12 protein-coding genes are annotated in these 22,288 nt (G+C 37.7%); all 12 read left to right on the forward strand.

Translation table 11 applies throughout. The features are described from left to right. The first annotated feature begins 418 nt into the window (after window positions 1–418). A complete protein-coding gene (locus I2I04_RS07400; RefSeq protein WP_185911480.1) occupies window positions 419–3,232 on the forward strand; it encodes a SusC/RagA family TonB-linked outer membrane protein in 2,814 nt (937 codons plus the stop codon). Window positions 3,233–3,243: 11 nt separating this feature from the next. Then, window positions 3,244–4,818, forward strand: coding sequence for a SusD/RagB family nutrient-binding outer membrane lipoprotein (locus tag I2I04_RS07405; protein ID WP_223225923.1), 1,575 nt, complete (start codon window positions 3,244–3,246; stop codon window positions 4,816–4,818). A gap of 25 nt (window positions 4,819–4,843) precedes the next feature. Next, window positions 4,844–5,980, forward strand: a complete 1,137-nt coding sequence (locus I2I04_RS07410; protein ID WP_143260097.1) for a glycoside hydrolase family 18 — start codon at window positions 4,844–4,846, stop codon at window positions 5,978–5,980. A gap of 140 nt (window positions 5,981–6,120) precedes the next feature. Then, window positions 6,121–6,705, forward strand: coding sequence for a LamG domain-containing protein (locus I2I04_RS07415; RefSeq protein ID WP_229126947.1), 585 nt, complete (start codon window positions 6,121–6,123; stop codon window positions 6,703–6,705). A 153-nt stretch (window positions 6,706–6,858) separates the two neighbouring features. Then, entirely contained in the window at window positions 6,859–9,042 is a 2,184-nt protein-coding gene (locus I2I04_RS07420) for a DUF4838 domain-containing protein (protein WP_195654694.1), read from the forward strand. A gap of 98 nt (window positions 9,043–9,140) precedes the next feature. Beyond that, a complete protein-coding gene (locus tag I2I04_RS07425) occupies window positions 9,141–10,469 on the forward strand; it encodes an MFS transporter (RefSeq protein WP_195654695.1) in 1,329 nt (442 codons plus the stop codon). A 16-nt stretch (window positions 10,470–10,485) separates the two neighbouring features. After that, window positions 10,486–11,454 carry a 1,4-beta-mannosyl-N-acetylglucosamine phosphorylase gene (locus tag I2I04_RS07430; protein ID WP_143260101.1) on the forward strand — a complete coding sequence of 323 codons (969 nt, stop codon included), beginning with the start codon at window positions 10,486–10,488 and terminating at the stop codon, window positions 11,452–11,454. A 7-nt stretch (window positions 11,455–11,461) separates the two neighbouring features. Continuing rightward, on the forward strand, window positions 11,462–13,735 hold the full coding sequence (locus I2I04_RS07435; protein WP_143260102.1) for a GH92 family glycosyl hydrolase: 2,274 nt from the start codon (window positions 11,462–11,464) through the stop codon (window positions 13,733–13,735). 302 nt (window positions 13,736–14,037) lie between these two features. Beyond that, entirely contained in the window at window positions 14,038–14,925 is an 888-nt protein-coding gene (locus I2I04_RS07440) for a sugar phosphate isomerase/epimerase family protein (protein WP_195470475.1), read from the forward strand. 170 nt (window positions 14,926–15,095) lie between these two features. Further along, entirely contained in the window at window positions 15,096–16,595 is a 1,500-nt protein-coding gene (locus tag I2I04_RS07445) for a DUF4992 family lipoprotein (RefSeq protein ID WP_195654696.1), read from the forward strand. A gap of 29 nt (window positions 16,596–16,624) precedes the next feature. After that, on the forward strand, window positions 16,625–20,014 hold the full coding sequence (locus I2I04_RS07450; protein ID WP_195654697.1) for a SusC/RagA family TonB-linked outer membrane protein: 3,390 nt from the start codon (window positions 16,625–16,627) through the stop codon (window positions 20,012–20,014). A gap of 12 nt (window positions 20,015–20,026) precedes the next feature. Next, window positions 20,027–22,240: a RagB/SusD family nutrient uptake outer membrane protein gene (locus tag I2I04_RS07455; RefSeq protein ID WP_195654698.1), complete on the forward strand. Its 2,214-nt coding sequence runs from the start codon at window positions 20,027–20,029 to the stop codon at window positions 22,238–22,240. The last annotated feature ends 48 nt before the right edge of the window (window positions 22,241–22,288 follow it).

Consider the following 22,288-nt stretch of genomic DNA (forward strand, 5'->3'; position numbering starts at 1 on the left):
AATTCTTTCTTTTTATCACCTGTATAGTGATAGAATAATGTCTAATATCAATAATATTAATCAAATAGAAAGATTCCGTTCTTTGTGTTATCGACACTAATCAGAAGAAAACAACTACTAAAAAACAAGTTATTATTATTCTTTAAATGATTTATTAGGTCCCATTTAAAGAATCAAAATGTTCCACACCGAGAAACGAAGTGATTCTCGGTGTGGAACATTCCTGAACAAACGTCTTTTATCGGATATTCATACCACATACATGAATAAAAACAATTTAATTACTGCATATTCATACGCAATCTTGCAAACTTTTTCTCTTATTCATTGAATTTGCTCAGTTATATTTAGCCTGACATATTAAGAATAGAACATCTAATCTATTTATCTAACAAGAATAGAATTTAGGGGAAAGTATATGAAAATGATTTTCTCCCAAGCAATCACACTTGCCAACGCACAATCCTTGAAAGTTACCTTAGGAGAAGATACGCAAGTATTGGACGAAGTAGTTGTTACTGCATTAGGTATCAAGCGGTCAGAGAAAGCATTGACGTATAATGTACAACAGGTGAAAGGGGATGAACTTACAACTGTAAAGAGTACTAACTTTATGGGAGCACTGGCTGGTAAAGCAGCAGGGGTACAGATTAATTCTAGTGCGTCAGGTCCAGGCGGTGGTGTAAAGGTTGTAATGCGAGGTGCCAAATCTATTACGCAAAATAATAACGCTCTCTATGTGATTGATGGTATTCCAATGTATAATCGTGCTTCTTCCGGAGGTGATGGAGCTATGGCTACACAACCGAGCAGTGAATCAATAGCTGACATTAATCCGGATGATATTGAGAGCATGTCGTTGTTGACAGGACCTTCTGCAGCTGCATTGTATGGATATGAAGGGGCTAATGGAGTAGTATTAATTACTACTAAGAAGGGACGTGCTGATAAGACAACCGTGACTTATAGCAATAATACCACATTCAGTGATCCTATGATGATGCCTAAGTTTCAAAACACTTATGGTAATATGACAGGGGAAATGATGAGCTGGGGATTAGAAACTGATAAGAGATACGATCCTGCAAATTTCTTTAATACAGGAAGTAATGTATCCAATGCTCTTTCTCTCTCTACAGGTAATGATAAGAGTCAAAGCTATATCTCTGTAGCCACAACTAATGCAACAGGCATTATGCCCAATAATGACTATGATAGATATAATTTCTCATTCCGTAATACTACCAACTTCTTGAATAATAAGTTTATTTTGGATACAAGTGCTAACTATATTATTCAAAACGATAAGAATATGGTATCGCAAGGGCAGTATTTTAACCCGCTTACTTCTTTGTACTTGTTCCCACGTGGCGAAGATTTTTCTGATGTAGCTGTATACGAACGTTATGATGATTTGTCGGGTGTAAATACTCAGTATTGGCCATATGGTGATTTAGGCGGTGTTTCGTCTCAAAATCCTTATTGGATTATGAATCGTATGAATCGTGAGAACGATAGAAGACGTTATAAATTGGCTGCTAGTCTACAATATAACATCATTGAAGGGCTAAATGTACAAGGACGTGTGAGCATCGATAATACCGAAAGTAAATACACCGAAAAATTCTACGCAGGTACGGTCGGTAATTTTGCCGGTCCAAAAGGGCGATATAAAGAAGAAAACCGTCTAGACAGACAAGTGTATGCTGATGTATTGGTAAACTTCAATAAAACGTTCAATGAATTTAATGTAACGGCCAATTTGGGCGCTTCTATTAAGGATCTTCGTATGGAGTTGACTTCTTTGCATGGAGACTTGAACAATGTAACTAATCATTTTACCATCGAAAACCTTACACGCAGTGGCTATTATAAAGTAAATGCTGATGGTTTAAAGCGTCAGACACAATCAGTTTTTGCCAATGCGGAAATAGGCTGGAGAAGTTTTCTCTACTTAAGTCTCACCGGACGTGCTGACTGGGATTCTTCTCTGGCTCTTTCAGAAAGAGGAAATAAACCGTTTTTCTATCCTTCTATTGGTCTTTCAAGCATTTTGAGTGAAGTTATTGATTTGCCTGAATGGTTCTCATTCTTAAAAGCACGTTTTTCTTTCACTTCGGTGGGTAATGCCTATGATCCATATTTGACAAAGGTACGTTATGTTTATGATGATCAGCTTGACCAATATAAAGCAGAATCTTTGTATCCAAACTCTGATTTGAAACCGGAAATTACTAAATCTTATGAGGCGGGATTGAATATGCGTTTCTTCAAGAATACATTGAATTTTGATATTACTTATTACAACTCTGATACACGTAACCAAACATTCGCTGCGCCTCTTCCGGCAAGTTCTGGGTATACGGCTGTTAACATCCAAGCAGGTAGTGTACAGAACCAAGGTATAGAGATGGCCTTAGGATACAAAAATGAGTGGCGTGATTTCGGTTGGTCCAGTAATTTTACTTTTACTTATAATAAGAATAAAATTAAAAGATTGGCTGATGGTGTTACAAACAGAATTACGGGTGAACCGATTGAAATGCCTTATGTAGACAAAGCAAGATTGGGAGGCTCCACTTCACCGGTAGTACGCCTGACAGAAGGTGGCTCTATGGGAGACTTATATATCAACCGCGACTTTAAACGCGATAATAATGGTTATATCTATTTGGATGCCAAGACTGGTTTGCCAAGTATGGTGGAAACCGAATATAAGAAAATAGGTTCATTGCTTCCCAAGGTTAATTTAGGATGGAGAAACTCATTTACTTATAAAGGTTTACGTCTGAATGTATTGTTAAGCGGGCGTTTTGGTGGTTTGGTTGTATCTAATACACAAGCTTTCCTTGATCGTTGTGGTGTTTCCGAATATAGCGCACAACTTCGTCAGGCTGGAGGAGTAACTATCAATAACAGAAATGTATCCGCTAAGGATTATCTCGGCATAGTAGCGGCTGGTACTGGTGAAGGTGACCACTATGTATATGAAGCAACCAATATTCGTTTGCAGGAGGTTAGTCTTGAATATACACTCCCTAAAAAGTGGTTGTATAACATTGCTGATGTAACATTAGGTTTAATAGGAAATAATCTGGCCATGATATATTGCAAGGCACCGTTCGATCCTGAATTGGTTGCGTCATCTACCAGCACTTTCTATACTGGTGTGGATTATTTCATGCAACCTAGCTTGAGAAACATGGGATTTAGTATAAAAGTACAATTCTAATAAAGCAACGAATGATGAAAAGATTCAATATAATTAAGACTGTAAGTGTGGCAGCTTTCACTACTACTCTGCTATTCGCTTCATGTACGGGAAACTTTGACGAATTAAACACACATCCAACAGACGTGTATCCCGAAGATATGACTCCGACGGAACGGGTCGGTACGTTGTTTGTGGCTATGACTCGCTTATTGAATGCCTGTCAGGAAAATAACAGTCAACACACTGAACAAATGGTAGGGCAGTATGGCGGGTATTTTGCAACAACTGCCCCTTGGAATGGTACTAATTTTGGAACATTCAATCCTAGTGCTGACTGGGTAGATGTTCCTTATAAAGATATGTTTACGGAGTTTTATCCGAATTTCCAGACAATAAAAGAATCTACAGGAGGTACTGGATATATTTATGCGTGGGCGTCTATTCTGCGGGTCGGTGTTATGCTTCGTGTAGCTGATATTTATGGTCCTATCCCTTACTCTGAAATGGGAAAGGGAGAATTCCAAGTGGCATATGACGATGTGAAAACACTCTATCATAATATGTTTGATGATTTGACACGTAGTATCAACGTACTTTTGGCATTTGTTCAGGAAAATGAAGGAAAAGAAGTACCTGTTGCCGAATATGATATCATATATAATGGTGATTTTAGTAAATGGATCAAATACGCTAACTCTTTAAAACTTCGTATGGCTGTACGTATCGCTTCTAATACTGAAGATACAGAATATGCCAAACAAATGATGGCAGAAGCGATTGATGGTGGAGTAATAGAATCTAATAATGATAATGCCTTTTTTCCATCTATGCCATATAACCCATTTTGGATTGCTTCAGATTGGGGTGACTTAGCTATCAATGCAACACTTTCTGCATACATGAATGGATATAATGATCCACGTATCAGCAAATATATGAATACTTCGACTTCGTATAGGGAGTATCGTGGTGTGCGTATGGGAATTAAAGATACAAGTAAAAGCGTTGAAGGTAGTGCTGCAAGGTACTCTAAACCAGTTGTAACAGATGCTTCTCCTATGCCAGTTTTTTATGCGGCAGAGACTTATTTCTTAAAAGCTGAAGCGGCTTTACAAGGATGGATTGCAGGTGGAACAGCGGCAGCTAAGAGTTACTATGAACAAGGTATTCAAGTTTCAATGAATCAATATGGTGTAGAGATTGGTGACTATCTTTCAAGTACAGTTGCTCCTCAAGGGTATACAGATCGATGGAACTCTCAAAATAATATTTCATTTACTGATGTTCCTACTGTTGCATGGGAAAACGGAAGTAATAAACTTCAGAAGATTATTACTCAAAAATGGATTGCCAACTATCCATTGGGAATTGAGGCGTGGTGTGATTATCGCCGTACTGGTTATCCTGAATTGTTTACGGCGCGAGATAATCTAAGCTCTGTTGGCTATATCGGTGATATTGATAGTAAACGTATGGTACGTCGTTTACCATATCCTACAACGGAAAAATCTAGTAACTCAGCCAATGTAGAAGCAGCTATTGCAACTATGTTAGGTGGCCCGGACACCGGAGCTACAGATTTGTGGTGGGCGAAAAAGAATTAATTTTTAACCTGATAAAATATAGAATATGAATATAAAGCATATAAAAAATGCATTCGGATTTGCATTTGCCGCTATATTCTTCGTTGGATGTACGGATGTGGAATCTATTAATGATGTCGATTTGAATCAAACAATTAAAACTGATGAATATTATGCTGCTTTGCGCAAGTGGAAAGAAACACCGGGACTTCCACAAGTGTTCGTTTGGTTCGACAATTGGACAGGAACTTCTCCTACCGGTGAAAATAGCTTGAGAGGTCTGCCTGATTCTGTAACCATTGCTTCCAACTGGGGTGGGCATCCGAAATTTGAATTAACTTCGGAGCGAAAGGCTGATATGGAATATGTACAAAAAGTGAAAGGTACAAAGGTTGTTGTTACTTTATTTTCTCAAAATGTAGGCGACGACCTGCCGGATAAAGAAATTTATCACGAAGCTGGAACCAGTAGTGATCCGGAAAAGGTGAGACCTGCAATTAAAGCCTATGCAGAGGATATTTATAAAGCTTGTCTTGAATGTGGATATGATGGTTATGACTGGGATTATGAACCTGGTGGTGGAATGGGAGCTGGTCCACTTTGGTCAAATAAAGTACAGAGAACTATTTTCGTCGAGGAACTTTCCTATTGGTTTGGACATGGTGCTATGGATCCTAACCGCGATCGTGGAGACCGTCCTATGCCAGAGAAACGCCTTCTTTTCTTGATTGACGGTGAAGTTGGAGTTCGAACAGGTATGGATAAAGAATGGCTTTCATACTATGTAGACTATTTTGTATTGCAAGCTTATGGTGGAATGGCAGATTATAGAATGACAGGCGTATTGCGTGATATGGATGATTGGATACAACAGGGAGTTATTACTCCGGATGAAATTGTCCGCAGAACCATAGCTACCGAGAATTTTGAATCGTATGCTAATAGTGGAGGAGGATTCCTGGGGATGTCAAACTACGTATATAAAAATACTTATACTGTTAATGGAAAACCTTATGAAATAGACCAGTTAATTGGTGGATGTGGCCTTTATCGTGTAGGTTTTGACTATGCACAAGGTAAGGGCGATTATGATGGTTCACCGGAATATTATTTCTTGCGTCAGGGAATTACAAACATATATAGAAATTTCTATAATCGCATGAATGCTGTTAACGAAGAATAATGATTAAACGAACTTTATAAGAATGAAAATTATGAAATATATCTATTTATCAAGTCTTATGATTGTATTGTCAGCATTCTTTTTTATAGGATGTGAGAATGCAGAATATAAGGCACAGTTAAACAGCCTTTACATAACAGATGCGGCTGGTACAAACATGGACATTGGAAGCATGGGTACGTATGGATGGTTATGGTATAAATAATCAGGCTATTTTCACTTCCGGAAGTAATGATCATGAAATCTATATCCGTTTTGGAGATGCCAATAGGCCTTACAATTATCTACAGATAAAGTCTTTGGGAGGGCAAAAACAAACAGCCAGTGATTTGGAGGCAAACACTTGGTATCATTGGGCTTTCGTTTATAATGGAACAACACTTACCATTTATAGAAATGGAAAACAAGACACCTTCTTTGATCCTCCTGCGCCGAAAGGTGGAAGTGTACGTTTTGATTTTATGAAAATAGTGGATAGTGGTAGCTATTTCCGTAATAATTGTGCTATGAGTCAGGTTCGTCTGTGGAAAGTAGCTCGTACAGAATCGGAGATCGCAAACAATATGTATTTCGAAGTCAATCCTAAAAATCCGAATTTGATAGCCCTTTGGCCAATGGATGAAGGAGATGGCACTTCCTTTAGAGATGCTACAGGAAACGGACACAATGCAACATCTAATGGTGCTCTCCAAAAGTGGGAACATAATATCAGATTTGATAAATAAAATGTTCTAAACTAATAATTTATTGAGAGAGGAGGATGTGTCTAATGGCATATCCTCTTTCTTATATGTTAAAGTATCCATAATTTATTAGAACTTTATTCTCCTGAATTGTACTTCTAGTAAATACTCATATAAACTTAAATTCTAACAAACATGAAACATTGGTTATTATCTGTTTTGCTGGTGGTATGTGGTACTGTTTCAGCACAAATAACACTCGTAAAAGATGGCAAAAGTAGTGCTCGCATCATTGTGCAGGACAAGATGCCAAATAGTAAGACGTCAGCGCAATTCTTACAACGTTTTCTTACTGAAATTTCGGGAGTTGTACTTCCTATTGAAAATGATAAAACACCTCGAAAAGGAGATATTATCATTGGTGGTCAATCTCCGGCGGAAGTAACAGAGGATGGATTCTCTATTTCTACTCAAGATGGTATTCTAAAAATATCTGGTAAAGAAAACGGTGTTGTATATGGGGTTGTTACTTTATTGGAGCAATATTGGGGTATCGATTATTGGGGAGAGAATGAATATTCTCTTACCCCTTCAAAAACGGTGAACTTACCCTTCATTAATAAAGTTGAGAATCCGGGCTTTCGTTACCGTCAGACACAATGTTATGCTATTCATACAGACTCTATTTATAAGTGGTGGAATCGTTTAGAGGAACCGAATGAAGTGTTTGCTGCCGGTTATTGGGTGCATACTTTTGATAAGCTTCTGCCTTCATCCATTTATGGGAAAGAACATCCGGAATATTATTCTTACTTCAAAGGAAAACGCCACCCGGGAAAGGCCAGTCAGTGGTGTTTGAGTAATCCGGAGGTTTTTGAGATTGTTGCTCAACGTGTTGATTCTATTTTCAAAGCAAATCCAGATAAACATATCATGTCTGTAAGTCAGAATGATGGTAATTATACAAATTGTACGTGTGATGCTTGTAAGGCAATTGATGATTATGAAGGAGCATTATCAGGAAGCATAATCACTTTTCTGAATAAATTGGCTGCCCGTTTCCCGGATAAAGAATTTTCCACATTGGCTTATCTATATACTATGAATCCTCCGAAGCATGTGAAACCTTTGCCGAATGTGAATATTATGTTGTGTGATATTGACTGTGACCGTGAAGTAACTTTGACGGAGAATGCTTCGGGAAAAGAGTTTGTGAAAGCCATGGAAGGATGGTCTAAGATTACCAATAATATTTTCGTGTGGGATTACGGTATTAACTTTGATAATTATCTGGCTCCATTTCCTAATTTCCATATTTTACAGGACAATATCCGTCTTTTCAAAAAGAATCATGCCACCATGCATTTCTCTCAAATAGCAGGGAGTAGGGGAGGAGATTTTGCAGAACTTCGCGCTTATTTAGTGTCAAAGTTAATGTGGAATCCCGAAGTTAATGTAGACTCATTGATGCAACATTTTCTGCATGGATATTATGGTGAAGCAGCGCCATATCTTTATCAGTACATAAAGATAATGGAAGGCGCATTAATTGGTAGTGGACAGCGGTTGTGGATATATGATTCACCCGTATCACATAAGTATGGCATGCTAAAGCCTGCTTTGATGCGTCGTTATAATCATTTATTTGATTTGGCTGAAAAGGCTGTTGCGGCAGAACCAGATTTTTTAAAACGAGTTCAACGGGCACGTCTGCCAATTCAATATTCAGAACTGGAAATAGCACGAACAGAGACGGAAAAAGACTTGGTGGATATCAATAAAAAGTTAGACCTTTTTGAGGAACGCGTGAAAGAGTTTCAAGTTCCTACATTGAATGAGCGTTCCAATTCACCGGTAGACTATTGTAAATTGTATAAGGAACGTTACATGCCGCAGAAAGAAAAAAGTTTGGCTTTGGGTGCAAAAGTTACTTATCTGATTCCTCCTACCGGAAAATATGCAGCATTAGGAAAAAACGCATTGATTGACGGTTTGTTTGGTGGAGCAACCTTTGTTGACAGCTGGATTGGTTGGGAAGGAACCGATGGCGCATTTGTTATAGATTTGGGCGAAACAAAAGACATACAAAGTGTGGAAACAGATTTTCTTCACCAAATAGGAGCCTGGATTCTTTTTCCTCTAAGGGTGGTTTATTCATACGCCGAAGACGGTGAGCATTATACACATTGGAAAACGATTGATTTACCAGAAGAACGTACAGGTGAGGTCAAGTTCCGTGGAGTCAAGGCTGATTCAGCCGAACCGATAAAAACTCGTTATGTGAAAGTAGAAGTCACTGGAACGAAAGAATGTCCGACTTGGCATTATGGTGTAGGGCATCCTTCGTGGTTCTTTATAGACGAAGTGATAATAAAATAAAAAAAGTAGGGGGGAGACGTTAGTAGTTTCCCCCTTTTAGTTGTATTATATATAGATGGGTTAGAAAAATGATTTTTTTCATCTATATACTATGATTTATGCAACAGAATAAAACTGCTTCTCAACGAAAAACTATTAACCCGGCTTGCTGGGTACCTACCGCTTATTTTGCAATGGGTCTTCCCTTTATTGCTATTAATCTGGTTTCTGTTTTCATGTTTAAGGATCTTGGAATTTCGGATACGCAAATTGCATTCTGGACTTCTCTGATTATGATGCCTTGGACACTGAAATTTTTGTGGAGTCCTTTTCTTGAAATGTATCGAACTAAAAAATTCTTCGTATTGATTACAGAATTATTGAGTGGTGTATTGTTTGGAGTAGTAGCCTTTTCTTTGTTTTTCGATTACTTTTTCGCCATAAGTATCTCTACGATGGCAGTGATTGCTTTTAGTGGAGCAACGCATGATATTGCTTGTGATGGTGTATATATGGCTGAATTGAACAAAGAAGATCAGGCAAAATATATCGGAGTGCAGGGTGCTTTTTATAATGTAGCTAAATTGGTTGCTAATGGAGGATTAGTTGCTATGGCAGGAGCATTGGCAGAGTACTTCGGAGCAATAGAAGGCGCTTCAATAGATGCTAACAAAGGTGCGTATTCATCTGCATGGATGATTATTTTCGGCGTAATTGCAGCAATAATGGTACTGATCGGTATTTATCATATAAAAATGCTACCTTCTACACAGGTCCCGTTAACAACGAAGAAAACTGCATCAGAAGTTGGGCACGAATTGGTAGCAGTAATTGCTAATTTCTTTACTAAAAAGCATATTCTCTACTATATCTGTTTTATTATTTTATATCGTCTGGCAGAAGGTTTTATAATGAAAATAGCTCCGCTGTTTTTACGTGCGTCAAGGGATGTAGGCGGCTTAGGATTGTCGTTAACAGAGATTGGCACACTAAATGGTATCTTTGGTTCCGCTGCTTTTGTTTTAGGCTCATTGTTGGCTGGCATTTATGTCTCTAAGTTTGGATTGAAAAAGACACTTTTCACTCTCTGTTGTATTTTTAATCTTCCATTTGTGGCTTATACTTTTTTGGCAGTTACACAGCCTACTAATGTATATCTAATCGGAACTTGTATAACAATGGAATATTTTGGTTATGGCTTTGGTTTTGTCGGACTGACCTTGTTTATGATGCAACAGATTGCTCCAGGCAAACATCAAATGTCACATTACGCATTTGCTTCAGGAATCATGAATCTGGGAGTGATGCTTCCGGGAATGGTTAGTGGTTATCTTAGTGACTTATTAGGATATCGTAATTTCTTTATCTATGTGTTAATCGCAACTATTCCAGCTTTTCTGATTACTTATTTCATACCTTTCACGTATGATGACTCAAAAAATAAATAATATAAAATCAACGATTATGAATAAAATTCAAATTCCTTGGGAAGATCGTCCTGTCGGATGTACGGACGTTATGTGGCGTTACTCACAAAATCCAGTTATCGGACGCTATCATATTCCTTCATCTAATAGTATTTTCAATAGTGCTGTTGTTCCTTTTGAGGATGGTTTTGCAGGCGTATTCCGTTGTGATAACAAAGCTGTACAAATGAATATTTTTACAGGTTTTAGTAAGGACGGAATTCATTGGGATATCAATCATGAACCTATTCAGTTTAAGGCAGGCAACACGGAAATGATTGAGTCGGAATATAAATACGACCCTCGTGTTACATGGATTGAAGACCGTTATTGGGTGACTTGGTGTAATGGTTATCATGGCCCTACAATTGGTATTGCCTATACTTTTGACTTTAAGGAGTTTTTCCAGTGCGAGAATGCTTTCTTGCCTTTCAATCGTAATGGTGTACTTTTTCCGCAGAAGATCGATGGCAAGTATGCGATGTTGAGTCGTCCCAGTGATAATGGACATACTCCGTTTGGCGATATATACATCAGCTATAGCCCGGATATGAAATATTGGGGTGAACACCGTTGTGTAATGAAAGTGACTCCTTTCCCGGAAAGTGCTTGGCAGTGTACAAAGATTGGTGCAGGTTCAGTTCCTTTCCTTACTGATGAAGGCTGGTTACTGTTCTATCATGGTGTAATTACTACTTGTAATGGTTTCCGTTACGCTATGGGATCTGCCATATTAGATAAAGATCATCCGGAAAAAGTCCTCTATCGTACACGTGAATATCTGATTGGTCCGGCTGCTCCTTACGAACTTCAAGGTGACGTTCCTAATGTAGTATTCCCCTGTGCAGCTTTGCAAGATGGTGAACGTGTTGCTGTTTATTATGGTGCGGCAGATACTGTGGTAGGTATGGCCTTCGGATATATAAAAGAGATTATCGATTTTACGAAACGAACGAGTATCATTTAATAAAGATATGAAACGTATTATATTAACTTACACACTTGCTTTTTCCCTTCTTTCCGCTTATGCGGGGGAAGGGGGAAGCCCTCCCCTTAAAAATACGGATAAAAGTCTTTTGATAGATTATGTGGATCCTTTTATCGGAACTACAAATTTCGGAACGACCAATCCGGGAGCGATTTGCCCCAATGGTATGATGTCTGTGGTTCCTTTCAATGTGATGGGATCTTCCGAAAACACCTATGATAAAGATGCCCGATGGTGGTCTACGCCTTATGAATATACAAACTGTTTCTTTACTGGATATGCTCATGTGAATTTGAGTGGAGTCGGTTGTCCGGAATTAGGTTCTTTATTGTTGATGCCTACTACCGGAGAACTGAATGTGGATTATAAAGAATATGGTAGTAAATATAAGGATGAACAGGCCTCACCGGGCTATTATTCTAATTATCTGACTAAATATAATGTAAAAACAGAAGTCTCGGCTACTCCGCGTAGCGGTATTGCCCGTTTTACTTTTCCGAAAGGAAAAAGTCATATCTTGCTGAATCTGGGTGAGGGGTTAACGAATGAGAGTGGCGCTATGCTTCGTCGTGTAAGCGATTGTGAAGTGGAAGGAGTCAAACTACTTGGTACATTTTGTTATAATCCTCAAGCTGTATTCCCTATTTACTTTGTGTTGCGGGTTAAGAAGAATCCTTCTGCAACAGGGTATTGGAAGAAACAACGTCCGATGATGGGTGTTGAGGCTGAATGGGATAAGGATCAGGGAAAGTATAAACTTTATACTCGTTACGGAAAAGAAATAGCAGGAGATGACATTGGTACTTATTTCTCCTTCGATACAGAAGAAGGTGAACAGGTAGAAGTACAAATGGGAGTTTCTTTTGTAAGCATAGAAAATGCCCGCTTGAATCTGGATCGTGAACAGGCTGGAAAGGATTTTGAGAAGATCCATGCGGAAGCACGTTCCAAATGGAATGATGACTTGTCACGCATAACTGTGGAAGGTGGTACAGATGCCCAAAAGACTGTGTTTTATACAGCGCTTTATCATTTGCTGATTCATCCTAATATTTTGCAGGATGTGAACGGAGAATATCCGGCAATGGAAAGTGATAAGATCCTGACAACCAAAGGTGATCGCTATACCGTATTTTCTCTTTGGGATACCTACCGCAATGTTCATCAATTGCTGACCTTGGTTTATCCGGAACGTCAGATGGAAATGGTGCGCACAATGCTTGATATGTATCGTGAACATGGATGGTTGCCTAAGTGGGAATTATATGGCAGAGAAACATTGACAATGGAAGGTGATCCGAGTATTCCAGTAATTGTAGATACCTGGATGAAAGGTTTGCGTGACTTTGATGTTGATTTGGCTTATGAGGCAATGTACAAATCTGCTACGTTACCGGGGGCGGAAAACTTGATGCGTCCTGATAATGATGATTATATGTCTAAAGGATATGTACCCCTTCGTGAACAGTATGACAATTCCGTCTCTCATGCATTGGAATATTATATTGCCGATTTTGCATTGTCTCGTTTTGCAGCTGCTTTAGGTAAAAAGAAAGATGCGGAGATGTTCTATAAACGTTCTTTAGGATACAAACATTATTATAGTAAAGAATTTGGTACTTTCCGTCCGATTCTCCCCGATGGAACGTTTTATAGCCCGTTTAATCCGAGACAGGGAGAGAACTTTGAACCGAATCCCGGTTTTCATGAAGGTAATTCCTGGAATTATACGTTCTATGTACCACATGATGTATATGGCTTGGCGAAATTAATGGGTGGAAAGAAACCTTTTATCGATAAGCTACAAATGGTTTTTGACGAAGGACTTTACGACCCGGCAAATGAACCGGATATTGCTTATGCTCATTTATTCTCATACTTTAAAGGTGAAGAATGGCGTACACAGAAAGAGACGCAGCGTTTATTAGATAAGTACTTTACAACAAAACCTGATGGTATTCCAGGAAATGATGATACGGGAACGATGTCTTCCTGGGCTATTTTCAATATGATTGGCTTTTATCCGGATTGTCCCGGATTACCCGAATATACATTGACGACTCCGGTCTTTAATAAGGTAACGATCCGGTTAGATCCGAAATGGTATAAAGAGAACGAACTGGTGATTGAAACCAATCGTACTCAACCAGGAGCTTTATATATTGATAAGGTACTATTGAATGGCAAGAAGTTCAATAAATATCATATTACACATGATGAACTTGTTCACGGCAAATATTTAAAGTTTGATTTGAAATAACACACAGTGTTTCATAGGTATCGTTTTTGGGTTGACAGGGCTGTCGGACTTCTTATAGTTCGGCAGCCCATTTTTTTTACATTTATTTCTGTTATTACTTCATCGGAAATAGTGACGGTATATGCTTGGGATAGTGACGGTATCGGACCATGATAGCGTCACTATTTGTCTTGGATACCGTCACTATCTTACTTTTATTAAATTATATTCTGTTGTATTTTTAGTTATTCTCTCTTTTATAGGTGATTACAAAAATCTATTCCGTACGTCTACTATGTAAATCGTATGCAATAAAATAAAAAATGAGAAGAAATTTATTCAAACATATCCTTTGGATATTGATACTTGCAGAGTGTTTTCCTCTATTGGCAATTGCCGGATCGCAGCAAAAGGAACAACGTTATAAAATAGCCGTATGTGACTGGATGATTCTGAAGCGTCAGAAAATCGGTTCATTTCAATTGGTACATGAATTGAATGGTGACGGTGTAGAATTGGATATGGGTGGTCTTGGCAAGAGGGAAATGTTTGATAATAAATTGCGCGAACCCCATTTCCAGCAGTTATTTCGTGAAACAGCTCAAAAATATCAATTAGAAGTTTCTTCTATTGCTATGTCCGGTTTTTATGGACAGTCTTTTCTGGAGCGGGCTAACTATAAAGATTTAGTTCAAGATTGCCTTCATGCCATGAAAGTGATGAATGCCAAAGTAGCCTTTCTTCCTTTAGGAGGAGTCAAAGCTGGATGGGAAAAGATTCCGGCACTACGGACAGAAGTTGTAAAACGCTTGAAGGAGGTAGGAGATATGGCTGCTTCTGAAGGAGTGGTGATTGGTATTGAAACTCAATTGGATGCAAAAGGAGATGTGAAACTACTGAAAGAAATTAATTCTCCCGGAATCAAGATCTATTTTAAATTTCAAAATGCATTGGAGAATGGAAGGGATTTGTGCAAGGAGCTGAAGATTCTGGGGAAAAAGAGGATTTGCCAGATTCACTGTACGGATACCGATGGAGTGACTTTACCTTATAATAAACGATTGGATATGAATAAGGTGAAAAAGACACTGGATAAGATGGGATGGAGTGGATGGCTGGTGGTAGAACGTTCGCGTGACAAGGATGACGTGCGGAATGTGAAAAAGAATTATGGTACGAATATTAAGTATTTGAAAGAGGTATTTCAGTAAAGATAGGAGGAGATTATGATATAGTTAATATAATAGAGAGAAAAAAGCACAAAATCTATTTTTTATTCTTTTAAGTGATTACATTTTTTTTTATTATACGTCTTTCCTTAAAAGAACTTTTAGATTTTGAAGAATAATATATTATTTTTGTTTAAATTAAAATTTAATCTATGAAGAGTAAGATGAAGATTAAAATGAAGATTGCCGGAAAGTTATGGAGCTTGTCAGCAATTCTTTTATTCGTTTCTTGTGCTAAAGGTTTTGATGATAATGAAACCTTTTCTGGAGGTGTGACAAATGCACAGTTGGAATCTCCTGAAAATATAAGTTTCTCTACCTTAACTAATGCTGATGGGTCAGAGAGTTTGAAGCTAACATGGCCTGTTGTTATGGGAGCTGGTGGTTTTAAAGTGAATGTTTATAATATGAACGATCCAGTTAATCCAGTTGCAGTAATAGCAGATAGTATAGTAGACGGGAGTTCAATGGTATTCCCGAAATTAGAAGATACTAATTATCAGGTTACTGTACAAACAATGGGTAATGAAAAATTAAATAATAAGGATGCTCAAACAGCTACTATTCAAGATTACAAAGCATTTGCGGCAGTTGCAACTATTCATGAAAACAATGAAATTGCAGCTTATGTTAATGCTAATATTCAAGATTTTAACCAAGATCAGGAGCAGTGTTTTGTATTGGAGCCAGGAGGAGTTTATACATTAGATGATATAGCAGATTTTAAGCTGAATACGGTGACATTCCGCGGAGACAAAGACAATCGTCCGACTATAAAAGTTGGTGCCAATGGGGGACTTGTGACACAGGGAGGTTTAAAGATTAAGTATATTAATTTTGAGTGCACAGATATGTCCTCACAAAAAGGGATTCTTTGTTTAAGCGAAAATCCGGATGCTTCTATTACGACTGATGCTTTAGGGTATACAAATGATGGAGCTAATTCAGGATTTTATGTAATTAACAGTCCTATTATATTTCAAGAATGTAATTTTAGAAATATTCCTAATAGTTTGATTTATGGTAATAAAAAGAACTATGGTGTGAAAGATTTCCGTATTGCAAATTGTATTGTACAATTGAAAAACGAGGGATCATATTCTGTTATCGACTTTAATGGCGGTGGATGGATTAAAGACTTGCGAGTTGAAAATAGTACATTTTATAATTTGAATACTACATGTAGTGGTTATTTTGTACGCTATAGTAGTTCTAGTAATGCCCAACCTAAAAAAACATGGGGAAATACAGATAATACTGGTAGTATAACAATTACCTATAATACTTTCTGTAAAACAATGGCAAATAAAGATTTTGCGAATCAATTACCTAATACAAATACTTTAACCACTACTATACAATATAATATTTTTTATGATTGCTGGCGTTTATATCAAGCGATACAGTCACAAGCTAAAAGATATACAGATGGTAATACTATTTGGGGAATAACAAGGGCTTCTGAAAATAATGACACTGGAGGAAGAACGGATTCAAATGGCAAACCTTATGCAACACTTGAGGACCCTAACTTTAAAGGACCTATTGATCTTAGTTTTGACCTTACACAAGCTAAAGGTGGAGTTGATTTCAAGCCTAATGCTAGTTTAGCTACAGAAAAAAAAGCAGGTGACCCTCGTTGGTATGAGTAATATTAAATGTAATATATAATACAATAAAGATGAAACATAAAAATAATATAATCAAAATGTGTCTTGGCATATTTCTGGCTTTCACAATGGCTTTGCCTGCTATTGCCCAGAAAACACAGACATTCAAAGGTGTAGTGGTAGATACGACGGGGGAACCTATTATTGGTGCTTCTGTGAAGGTGGTAGGTACAACTACTGGAACTATAACTGATTTGGATGGTAAATTTATGGTTGTTGTTCCATCCGGAAAACAGGTTGAAATATCTTATATAGGATATATAACACAGGTATTATCAGATTTTAAGCAGACTAAGATTGAACTGAAAGAAGATACGCAGCAGTTAGATGAGGTTGTAGTGGTAGGTTATGGTACGCAGAAAAAAGCGCATCTAACAGGAGCTATTGCTACTGTACCTATGGATGATATTCAGGATCTTGCTTCCGGTAACTTGGCAAGTACGTTGAGTGGTATGGTAAATGGACTTAGCGTTAGTGGTGGAGATGCGCGACCTGGTGAGAATGCTCGGATTAATATTCGTCAAAATGATGTTTTATCAGATATTGGTGGTACTGCTTCAGAACCATTATATGTTATTGATGGGTATATTTATCCTGTAGAAGTGAAAATTGGTGATGTTACAGAAAATTTAGGAGCAACAGCATTTAATAATTTGGATCCGTCTGTAATTGAAAGTATTTCGGTTTTGAAAGATGCTGCGGCTGCTGTATACGGTGCTCGTGCTGCCAATGGTGTTATATTGGTTACTACTAAGAGAGGTAAACAAGGTGCGCCTAAGATCTCATATAGTGGAACTTTTGGCGTTGTGGATGAGGTTTCGCGTGCTAAGATGTTGAATGCTTACCAATATGGTCAACTTTGGAATGCTGTATGTGCAGCTGATCCAACTGATATATCTATTAATTTACAAAATGATTTGTTTCAGGCAGACGAGTTGAATGCAATGAAAGGTTTGAATTATGACTTGTTGGACAAATACTGGAAAGCTGCATTGACACAAAAACATAGTATCAATATGACCGGTGGTTCAGAAAGAGCTAATTATTTTGGAGGAATATCTTATTTTGATCAAGATGGTAATTTAGGTAATCTGGATTATAACCGTTGGAACTATCGTGCTGGTGTTGATGTGAAGATTAGTAAATGGTTAAAAGCAAGTCTTCAGGTTTCAGGTGACTATGGAAAGAAAAACAAACCGAATGTGAAGGTTGGAGGTAGTAATGACGAGAAAGACTATAATCTTCTGTTAGTTCGTCCATATTATATTCCTGAAGAAGTGAATGGTATTCCAATCGTGCCTTATGGTATTAGCAATTCACAGGTAAGTTCTTCGCAAAACTATTCATTTTCTCTGCTTCAAAACGCAGGGGATTATAATAGAACAGAAACATCGAATATGAACATTAATGCGGGACTGGAATATGATTTTGGATGGAATAAATGGTTGAAAGGGTTAAAACTAAAATTCTCTTATTCAAAGAGTATCAATTCTACAAAAAACAATCAATATGGTTCGTCATATGAACTTTATTATATGTCCAAACGTGCTGGAAGTGGAAATCATTTGTATACACCTATCCAAGGACAGGAATCTCTTTATGAAGAGTTGCTGGCAGAAAACAATTTCTTACTAGCTAATAATGGTTCAGCTATAAACAATGCCAGTGGGGATCCTTATTTGTCTCGTACAATGAGCCGTGCTGATAATTATCAGATGAACTTCACTGCAACTTATAACCGTGATTTTGGTAGTCATCATATAGGTGCTTTGTTTTCTATTGAAAAATCAGAGGCTGAAAGTGAATATTTAGTGGGACAGGTTACTAATCCTTATGAATTTACCAATGGACAATCGAATCTAGTTCAATATAATAGTGCATCTACTACAGAATTTAAACGTGCAGAGTCTGGTACATTATCATATATTGGTCGTGTGAACTATGCATATGCTGATAAGTACTTGTTTGAGTTCCTGCTTCGCTCGGATGCATCAACCAAGTTTGCTCCTGAAAATTATTGGGGAGTTTTTCCTTCAGTTTCTGCTGGTTGGATTATATCACAAGAAGAATGGTTTACAAAGAGTGTGAAATGGGTTGATTATTTGAAAGTACGAGCTTCATTTGGTTTAACAGGTCGGGATAATACGAAAGCATGGCAATGGATGCAGAACTATGCGGTTGATAAAGATAAAGGACCTATATTTGGTGTTAATACATCAACAAACTCTGGTAATCATATAACTATTAATAAAGAAATATCTGCTGTAAACCGTGATGCACACTGGGATAAGTCATATAAAGCAAACTTTGGTTTGGATTTCAATGTGTTGAATAACCGTTTATCATTCAATATTGATGGTTATTATGAGTGGAATCGCGAAATGTTACTCCCATATTCAGCTTCTATTCCGGGTACGGTAGGAACACAGTCTGCGAATTTTAATTATGGAGAGTTGGATACATATGGTATGGAGTTATCTGTGACTTGGAGAGATAAAATAGGAAAAGATTTTAAATATAAAGTGTCTGTGAATACCGGGTATACGGATAATAAGGTACTCATGATGGACTGGGAAACCAACCAACGTTATATGAAGATTCATGAGGGTAGTCGTACCGATATGGGAACATGGGGAATGCAGTGTCTTGGTATGTTCCGTAGTTATCAAGATATAGATGAATATTTCACCAAATATAATATTACATCATATATGGGTATGACTAAGGATAATGTAAAACCTGGTATGTTAATATATAAGGATATTCGTGGTGCAGAACAGACCGATGGAACCTATGCTGGACCAGATGGAGTTGTAAGTTATGAAAATGATCAAGTTCGTTTGTCAAACCGAAGTAATCCTTATGGTTTCACTACAAATTTGAGTGCAGAATGGAAAGGTATTTCTTTGTCTGCACAGATAAGCGCAAGTTGGGGAGGATATAGTTTTGTCCCAACATCGGCACTTAAGATCGGTAATATGGTTGGTTCAGGATCGGGTTCGTATACAGACTTGGAATATACCAATATGCCATCCTTCTGGAATACAGATAATATGTTTGTTTATAATGATGTAGTTGATGCGTCAGGTAATGTGGTTGTAAAAGCTAATCGCAATGCAAAATATCCTAACTTAAGATGGGGTAGTGTTAATAGTGTGAATTCAACATTTTGGAGAGTGAGTGGAACTCGCGTTAGCATGAATCGCTTAACATTAGCATATGCCATACCATCGAAGTTTACAAGATTGATAGGTATCGAAAGTTGTCGTTTCAATGTAACAGGACAAAACTTATTTAGTTTCTATAATCCTTATCCTGATAATTTTATAGATCCTATGACTTCTTATGGTAGTTATCCTACTTTGCGTAAGTTTACTATTGGTGTAAATGTGACATTCTAAAAAGAAATAACGATGAAAAGAAAAAATATAATAGCTTTCAGTGTTGCTTTAATGGCGATAGGTGCTTTCACTTCATGTAGTGATGAGTTTCTGCAAGATAAAAAGAATTACGACTATGTTGACGCAAGTACATATAATACATTCAGTGGCGCAAAAGCACGTGTAGATGATATATATGCTTGGTGCTTGCCTAATACGAGTTCCGAACCAAGTTGGAAATACAATAGTACCGGAGCAGCCGATTTACAGTCTAAGTCTACAGAAGAGTATAGTGGATTCGGATCATTCGTAGATCCTGACGCTCCGATGACCAGTCAGAGTGGAAACAATACGGTTCCTGATTATTTTCATAATAGTGGTAATAATATTCAGGCAAGTGTTTGGGGACGTATTCGTAATTGCAATGATGTTATTTATGGTATAGAAAATAGTACTCTTTCAGAAGAAGAAAAGAATCAGTTACTCGGACAGGTTTATTTCTTTCGTGCATGGTGTTACTACAACTTAGTGAAATGGTATGGTGGAGTGCCTATAATTACGGAAGTACAGGAACCAGTGGCAGGGGCAATCACTCCTCGTTCTACAACAAAAGCATGTGTTGATTTTATTTGTGAGGATTTAGAGCGTTCAGCGCAGTTACTTGCTCCGTTTACCGAAAATGGAGGGTGGCCTTCAAGTGATTTTGGACGTGTTACTTCCGGTACAGCACTGGCATTGAAAGGACGGACTCTTTTGTTATATGCAAGTCCGTTGTTTAACCGTAAAAATGATGTAGAACGTTGGAGGAAGGCTTATAATGAAATCACTGCTGATTTACCCAGAATAAATGCTTGTGGATATGGTTTAGCTAATGAAAGTAATGCCGGAGCTAATGCTTCAGGTTGGGCGAATGTTTTTTCAATGGTTGATGGCAATACAGAAGCTGTATTCGTAACGCTATATAATGATATAGCCACTGGTGGAGTACCTGATTTTAGTAAAAACAACTCATGGGAACATGGTATTCGGCCATCAAATGCCATGGGAGGTGGTGGCAAAACTCCTTCTGCTATGATGGTTGATATGTTTCCTATGGCTGATGGAAAAAGACCTTCTACGTGCAATACTTATACTACACTAGAGCAATCTTCTGTTGCTTATGATAAAAATGTTCCATTTGCCAATCGTGATCCTCGTTTTTATCGGACGTTTGCTTTCCCTGGAGTACGTTGGGCTTTCAGTGGTGATCCTAAGAACGCAAGCAATAATAATCCTTATACAGGGGATAAGTATAATTTGTGGAATTATGTTTGGTATGCTAATGAGAGTGATAGAGATAATGAAGAGGCTAGTAGCTCTAATACTTATGGTGCGGATAACTTGTTGACAAATGCTAAAGGTTTCTATATACGTAAACGTTCGGATGATTTAGATGTGAATTCGAATGCCAGATATAAATTTAGTCAAGCAAATGGTTTTAAATTTAGTGGCAGCCCATATTTGGAGATTCGTTATGCTGAAGTGTTGTTGAATTATGCAGAAGCAGCATGTGGTGCTGGTGAAATGGGAGTAGCTGTTGAACAATTGAAGAAGATACGTGCTCGTGTAGGATATACATCTGCAAATAATTTCGGTTTACAGACCAACTTGTCAGGTGACCAAGCTGCATGTTTTGCTGCCATCTTGTACGAACGTCAGATTGAATTGGCTTATGAAGGAAAACGTTTTGATGACTTACGCCGTTGGATGTTGTTTGATGGTGGTGCAGAAAGAGCAGAAGGTGCTCCTGACACATGGGTTCCGTCTGGTTGGAATGGAAACACTTGTACTTATTTAGGTTTTAAACAACTCAATGGGCAACGCCGTGATAATCTTGAATTCCGTGTTAGTAGTACTCATGAGAGTAAAGGGCTTGGTGGTACATCGTGGGAAATAAATGGAGTAAATCCAGACCCTTTAAAAGATGTAACACGTCCGGATGCATTAGATTTGAGACAAGCGGATATTTCCAGTCAACAGAATAAGTTAGTTGAGTTTTATAATACTTATTTGACGCGTAAAATGAAGAAAGGTGATGCATATACTACTGATCATACACCTAAATATATGAATTTTCTTCCTAGATATTACTTCCTAGGTTTTGCGGAAGGAGCTCAAAAGGCTAATCAGACATTGCCACAGACTATTGGTTGGGCAGATTATAATAATGGTGGTGCTAACGGTACTTTTGATCCATTAGCAGAATAAATTTATAATATCTGATTTATCTTGATAACGTCTCTAATATCTCTTGAA

The organism is Bacteroides sp. 1001136B_160425_E2 (assembly GCF_015559655.1).
GTDB classification, from domain to species: domain Bacteria; phylum Bacteroidota; class Bacteroidia; order Bacteroidales; family Bacteroidaceae; genus Bacteroides; species Bacteroides luhongzhouii.

Coding starts and splice junctions, on each gene's coding strand:
- I2I04_RS07425 (WP_195654695.1), top strand. CDS start 9,141: ATGCAACAGAATAAAACTGCTTCTCAACGAAAAACTATTAACCCGGCT.
- I2I04_RS07415 (WP_229126947.1), top strand. CDS start 6,121: ATGCGGCTGGTACAAACATGGACATTGGAAGCATGGGTACGTATGGAT.
- I2I04_RS07405 (WP_223225923.1), top strand. CDS start 3,244: ATGATGAAAAGATTCAATATAATTAAGACTGTAAGTGTGGCAGCTTTC.
- I2I04_RS07455 (WP_195654698.1), top strand. CDS start 20,027: ATGAAAAGAAAAAATATAATAGCTTTCAGTGTTGCTTTAATGGCGATA.
- I2I04_RS07450 (WP_195654697.1), top strand. CDS start 16,625: ATGAAACATAAAAATAATATAATCAAAATGTGTCTTGGCATATTTCTG.
- I2I04_RS07400 (WP_185911480.1), top strand. CDS start 419: ATGAAAATGATTTTCTCCCAAGCAATCACACTTGCCAACGCACAATCC.
- I2I04_RS07435 (WP_143260102.1), top strand. CDS start 11,462: ATGAAACGTATTATATTAACTTACACACTTGCTTTTTCCCTTCTTTCC.
- I2I04_RS07430 (WP_143260101.1), top strand. CDS start 10,486: ATGAATAAAATTCAAATTCCTTGGGAAGATCGTCCTGTCGGATGTACG.
- I2I04_RS07440 (WP_195470475.1), top strand. CDS start 14,038: ATGAGAAGAAATTTATTCAAACATATCCTTTGGATATTGATACTTGCA.
- I2I04_RS07420 (WP_195654694.1), top strand. CDS start 6,859: ATGAAACATTGGTTATTATCTGTTTTGCTGGTGGTATGTGGTACTGTT.
- I2I04_RS07410 (WP_143260097.1), top strand. CDS start 4,844: ATGAATATAAAGCATATAAAAAATGCATTCGGATTTGCATTTGCCGCT.
- I2I04_RS07445 (WP_195654696.1), top strand. CDS start 15,096: ATGAAGAGTAAGATGAAGATTAAAATGAAGATTGCCGGAAAGTTATGG.